Annotated in this window: 5 protein-coding genes; 1 reads left to right on the top strand and 4 read right to left on the bottom strand. The window is 49.4% G+C overall.

The annotated features are described in order from the left end of the window. Window positions 1-60: 60 nt before the first annotated feature. From ACOJTG_RS14480 to ACOJTG_RS14465, 4 genes are all read right to left on the bottom strand, one after another. Window positions 61-3018, bottom strand: coding sequence for a glycoside hydrolase family 3 N-terminal domain-containing protein (locus ACOJTG_RS14480; RefSeq protein ID WP_420154479.1), 2958 nt, complete (start codon window positions 3016-3018; stop codon window positions 61-63). Window positions 3019-3179: 161 nt separating this feature from the next. After that, window positions 3180-4016, bottom strand: a complete 837-nt coding sequence (locus tag ACOJTG_RS14475) for a glutaminyl-peptide cyclotransferase (RefSeq protein WP_420154478.1) — start codon at window positions 4014-4016, stop codon at window positions 3180-3182. Window positions 4017-4166: 150 nt separating this feature from the next. Then, window positions 4167-4352, bottom strand: a complete 186-nt coding sequence (locus ACOJTG_RS14470) for a CsbD family protein (RefSeq protein WP_104713212.1) — start codon at window positions 4350-4352, stop codon at window positions 4167-4169. Between the two features lie 83 nt (window positions 4353-4435). Then, window positions 4436-5119, bottom strand: a complete 684-nt coding sequence (locus ACOJTG_RS14465; RefSeq protein WP_420154477.1) for an SDR family NAD(P)-dependent oxidoreductase — start codon at window positions 5117-5119, stop codon at window positions 4436-4438. Between the two features lie 175 nt (window positions 5120-5294). Here ACOJTG_RS14465 and ACOJTG_RS14460 point away from each other — a divergent pair, with 175 nt between their 5' ends. Beyond that, entirely contained in the window at window positions 5295-6074 is a 780-nt protein-coding gene (locus ACOJTG_RS14460) for a porin family protein (protein WP_420154476.1), read from the top strand. Window positions 6075-6148 lie beyond the last annotated feature (74 nt).

The following is a 6148-nucleotide window of genomic DNA, read 5'->3' as shown; positions in this document are numbered from 1 at the left end:
TGATACAAAAAAGCCCCGAAGCGTTATGCTTCGGGGCTTTTTTATAGGGACTGTTTAATCTTAAAATCCTACGACTGCGGACTGGCGGATGGCTTCGTAAATCATCTCCCCAAATTGGGTACGGATATTCAACTGGCCAATCTTCGAATTATTCCGGGTAGGATACACGCGGTTTGAAAGGAAGATGTACAGCATTTTTTCCTTCGGTTCCACCCAAACGAACGTTCCGGTGAAGCCCGAGTGACCAAAACTTGCCGGACTCGCCGATGGAGGCCCGGACAAACCAGGACGCTTGCGATCGGGCTTATCAAAACCAATGCCCCGACGACTGTTTACTTCCACCGGGAAAGGATACGAGGTCCATTGGTGTAAGGTTTTTTCGCTGATGAATCGCTGATTGCCGTACACGCCGCCGTTGAGGTACATCTGGTACAGTTTAGCCAGATCGTTGGCGGTACCGAATAAACCCGCATGGCCCGAGATACCGCCCAGCAATGTAGCTCCTTCATCGTGTACCCGACCTTGAATGAGTTCTTTCCGGAACAGCGAATCATACTCCGTGGGAATGATGCGGTCAAGCGGGTAGTGTTCCCGTGGATTGTACGTGAGCGTCGTCGCTCCCATGGGCCGGTAGAACGTATTTTTCAGGTAATCTTCCCACTTTTCACCCGTCAGCTTCTCCACAATTTGCGGATAGAGATAGTACGACAAATCGCTGTATACGTAGCCCTGTTTGGGTTTAACGGGGGATTCTTCAATTTGTCGTAATAACTCCCGTCGGTAACGGCGGTGCAGGAACAGGTGGTCAGCGACCGCAATCGGATAGCGACGACTTTGCTCGGTGCTGAACGTACGCGGTTTCCAGCCACTTTCACGAGTAGAGTCCAGAGCTGTTTGCCAGAAAGGAATCCAGGCTTTCAGACCCGCCTGGTGGGTTAAAATATCGATCAGTTTCAGATCGGCTTTGTTGGAATTTTTCCATTTGGGGAACAGCTCACCCAGCGTCATATCCGGACGAAACTTGCCTTCATCCTGCATCCGCATCAGAGCCAGTACCGAGGTACTGACTTTCGTGACCGAAGCCAGATCGTATAAATCGCCTTCCCGAACCAGTTGTGAACTTTCGTAGGTCGGTTTTCCGTAGACTTTCTTGAAGATCACTGCTCCATCTTTGGCGACCAGTACCGAAGCTCCGGGGTACGCTTGGGCCATGAGCCCCTGATTGACAATGGAATCGAGTTTCGCATTCAGAATGCGGGAATCGATTCCCACCATTTCGGGCATTGCGTACTGAAAACGACCCATCGGCTGCACCCGTAAGCCATCGCCAAACTTGAAATTCGGATTCACCGTAACGGGCAACTGACCGTTGGCTCCGATCCCTCCGCCCACCAGCTGAGCGGCTAGTTCCTGCATCACCGCCGTTTCCTGATACGTGACGACCAGGGCTTTAGATTGCTCGATTCCCGGCAATTGATTCAGTACATAAGGATTTCCGAAGAACAGGTACGCAGCATTGGACAGACCCGTAAAGTTCTTGGCCAGTTTCAAATTCGGCTCGGGCCAGGCGTTAGCTGATCGCATAAATGGACTATGCAGCGACACCAGTACCAGATCGTATCCGGCCAGTTTTTCTTTGATTGCTGTGAGTTGAGCCTCCGGGGTCTTCGTATCCACCCGAAAGGTATCTACGGGCAGATAGTTCATCAGCATGGCCTGAAAAGCAGTCGGATTGGCGGGTCCTTGAGCGGGCGTCCCGACGCTGATGGCAGCCACTTTCGTACGCATCAAATCCTTAATGGGTAGGGTACCCCCTTCGTTCCGCAGGACGGTGATGCTGCCTTCGGCCATCTTACGGGCTAATGCTTCCGCTCGGGGCTGATTTAAGTCTTCGCTCAATCGGGCCAGCGGAGCCGGTTGGTACTTGTCCAATCCCAGCCAGGCCTTGGCCCGCAGAATCCGGCGTACTTTATCGTCCAGATCCGCCTGAGAAATTTCACCCGACTGTAAAGCTTTTTTTATCGCCTGAACCATCACCGGTACATCGGTAAACGTCTCCAGTACATCATTTCCGGCTAACAGAGCTTTTACCCCCGCAACACCCGGCGGATAATGCTTGGCTACGCCCTGCATCTCCATGGCATCGGTAAAAATGAGCCCTTCAAAACCTAGTTCTTTCCGTAATAAATCCGTTACGATGGGCTTGGAAAGCGTCGAGGCCTGATTCGGCGTAGGGTCAAGAGCGGGAATACTCAGGTGAGCAATCATGACACCATTGAGACCCCGTTCAATCAGATGCTTGAACGGATACAGTTCCAGCGAATCCAGTCGGGCCCGCGTATGATTGATGATGGGCAGGTCCGCATGAGAATCAACGTCGGTATCGCCGTGACCGGGAAAGTGCTTGGCCGTCGTAATCAGACCCGCATCCTGCATTCCCCGCATGTACGCCTGCGATTTCCGTAGTACTTCCTCCCGGTTTTCACCAAACGAGCGGAAACCAATCACGGGATTGTTGGGATTGTTGTTCACGTCTGCTACAGGAGCGTAGTTGATGTGAATCCCCGCCCGGCGACACTGTTCTCCAATTTGCTTGCCCATGCGGTAAAACCAGTCGTCGTTCATTCGAATGGCTCCCAGGGTCAGTGCATACGGATAACGAACGGTACTGTCGAGTCGCATGGTTAGACCCCATTCCAAATCCTCACCCATCATCATGGGTACGGTGGAAATAGCCTGTAAGTCGTTGATCATCGACGTTTGTCGATAAGGCTGATTGGCAAACCAGACGAAACCGCCGACTTTGTAGTCACGTACCCAACTTTTGAGTTTTTCCTGATCGTAAGGCTGATTGGTAAAATTGGCCCGGGGCATCATGAGCTGGCCAATTTTTTCATCGACGGTGAGACGAGCAAAGACCGAGTCGGCCCAGCGTTGATTACCCGTCGTAAAAGGTTTTTGAGCGTACGAGGCAAGCGATACCAGAAGAGCGGTACCCAGAGGAAGCAAACGTTTCATATATACAAAAATAGAGCATTGCCCGAAGTTTGCGGGAGTATGGTAACTTTTCTACGTAGGAAAAGATAATTTTTGCAAAGAAGCCTTTGAAAGTGATTTATTAGGCGAATACTCATTTCTAAAAAAGATCCGTATTACTCATCGGCTTTCAATGGCCTTGGTTAAGGATTTACCTTGATTTCGTAAATGGTTGACCAGAGTTTTCCCGTTACGTACCAATTCCCCGAGGTAGAGTCAAAGGCAATTCCGTTCATCTCCAGCGCTTGTGGGTACTTCGTTTTCGCATCCTGTTGTAAGGAGCTCAAGTCCATTTTTCCCGTCACCTGTCCCGTCTCCGGATTGATTTTCACAACCGTAGCAGTCGTATACACATTCGCGTAGATATAGCCTTTGACGTATTCCAGCTCGTTTAGATTAATCACGGCACCCTGTTCATCGATTACCGTTAGTACTTTCACCACGGCAAAGGTAGTAGGGTCCAGGTAGGTCAGGTTTTGCGTACCATCGCTCATGATCAGGTACGTACCATCAGTAGTCAGCCCCCAGCCTTCTTTACTGGGAAAGGTAAACGTACCCAGTGATTTGAACGTCCGGGCATCGTAGATAAAACCCTTTTTTGAAAGGTAGGTCAACTGGTAAAGCTTGTCTTTTAAGAAGACAATTCCTTCCCCGAAGTATTGATCGCGGTCCAGTTCAACTTTCGTTTGTATTTTTCCTGAGGATAAATCCACTTCGCCAACGATGGACTGCGTCTGGGGTAATTCCTTCGGTGAGCCCGTACTTTCATACAATTTCCCGTCGTATATCTGTAATCCTTCGGTAAACGCATTGGTATCGTGCGGATGCGTTTTAACTACGGTATAGTGCAAAACCGGCGTGGCTGCGGGACTGTCTTTTGCTTCACTAGAAGATTTTGGAGCATCGTTGCAGGCCGTTAGAAGACTGCAACCGAGGAAAATAAGAATGGACTTTCGAAGGACTGATTTCAAGCGATTCATTACGTTAAACGTTTCCAGAACGATTTTTTGGTATCGCAGCGATGCACTGGCATACCAGGTACGAACTTACACGTTTATTGATTGATCTTCTCTCCGTACAAACAAAAAGCCGGAACCTCCCGGCTCCGGCTCTTCAACTAAAAGTATTTACTACAGATCAGCAATTTTTTTGTTGATCTCGTCTTTGGTTTTACCTGTCTTTTGCTGGAGTCGGCCCCACAGTTCGTCTTCTTTACCTTCTTCGTAAACCAGATCATCGTCGGTAAGGTCTCCGTAGGCTTGTTTGATTTTACCTTTCAGTTCGTTCCAGTTTCCTTTAAGCGTCGTCTCGTTCATGACTGTATTCATTTTAAGGTTAAAGCGTAATTGCTGATTTTACTACCAAAAAACTCATTCCAGCCAGGGTTCTGACCCCAATTTTAAGCTTGACCGTACGCTTTTAGCATCGGTTCGCGTAAAGTCTTGCCCGCTCCCAGGCTCACGAAGGCGATCATTTCCGCGAGTTCGGCCGGATTGATCCAGGTTTTAAAATCCGCATCGGGCATGTCTTTTCGATTGCTGGGCGTATCGATGGTACTGGGGGCTACAACCGTCGCAACCACATTTTTCTTCTTGCCCGCGGCGTTGATCAAATCAGCCAAACTGTTCACCAGCGATTTCGAAAGAGCATACGCTACCACGTGCTGTCCCGCAGAAGGGTCCAGAGCCGGACGCGAACCAATCAGTACAATGCGGCCACCGTTGGGCTGCTGACTCATCTGCTCAAATACGGGACGTGCTACCTGATAGGCCGACTGAAAGTTAATCTTTAACTGAGCTTCCACGGCGGCGTAATCCGTATCGAGCAGCGTACCCATCGCAAAGCCACCCACTAACAGTACTGCTACATCGATGGCTCCGTGTTCTGCTACGGTGTTTTCGACAAACTGCCGACAAGCCTGTTCGTCCGATACATCCAGGGCATACGGATGCAAGCCTTCCTGCGTGGGCATTGTTTGTGGATCGCGTACGGCAGCCACCACCGTATGACCCACCTGAAGAAATTGCTGCGTTACGCTGCGGCCCAGGCCACCCGTCGCTCCGGTAATTAAAACAATTGCCATAGCTATGCGTATAGTTAGAATTGTACGACTGATTTCACGTTGCCAGTACCCAAAAGTAAAACTTTCATAAACCGTTCGGGCGGCTTTGCCGTAAATTGATAAGCGGGCGTTTGCTCCCGCCTGCTTTTTCCGACTAAGTAGCCGGTACATTCTTTCAACTTTATCAAAGTACGTTATGAAATCATTTGTTCTTCTCGGATGTCTGAGTATCGTAAGTTTCTCCCTGCTGGCTCAGAGCCAACCCGCTAGTCCCTCTTCGCGACCTGTGACGAAGGAAATGCAGGAAATTTACGACCGGGCGAACGCCAAGCCTACGACTTCGATCATTACAACTCCCGCCAAAACGGAACCCGTTCACTCCAAACCCGAGAAACCCAGTTTTGATCCTACGGGTGATTTCCGGGGTCGTAGTTACATCGGGATCAAAGCGGGGGGTAATTATACAACGCAACTCAATAACCATACGGATGCCGAACTGAATTTTGCTCCGGGCTACCACGCGGGTATTGTATTCAATGCCGCTTTGGGAAATGTGGTCTCTTTCCAACCGGAAATTCTCTATAACCACAATGCTCTGAAGACGAAACAATTCAATGGTACCTACACGTTTACGTCTTCCAGTATAGACATTCCCTTACTGTTTCGTTTTTCCTTCGGTAATCAGACGCAGTTTTTTGTCAATGCCGGGGTAATGGGAAGTTATTTACTGAAAACAACTTCTGAACTGGCGGGAACCAAGATCAAAAATGACTTGTCTGATTGGGAATTTGCCGACCGTACTAAATTCTCGGGCGTAGCCGGCATTGGCGTAGCCCATAACCTGCCGAAGGGACAGATTTTTCTGGAAGCCCGTGGTCATTATCTTTTAGGGGATTTTTCGGAAGGTTTTTACAAGTCGGATGCCCTCCGCGACTTGCACGCAACTTTGTCTCTGGTTTATCTGATTCATTTTTAATTAAAACAGAAAACGGACCGCTGGTAAAGCGGTCCGTTTTCGTAAGGATGCGGAGTTCTACCCGATTTAGATTT

The sequence above is a fragment of the Siphonobacter sp. genome, from assembly GCF_048595215.1.
Classification (GTDB): domain Bacteria; phylum Bacteroidota; class Bacteroidia; order Cytophagales; family Spirosomataceae; genus Siphonobacter.
The sequence above is the reverse complement of the archived record's forward strand: the minus strand, read 5'-3'. Positions and strand labels throughout refer to the sequence as shown.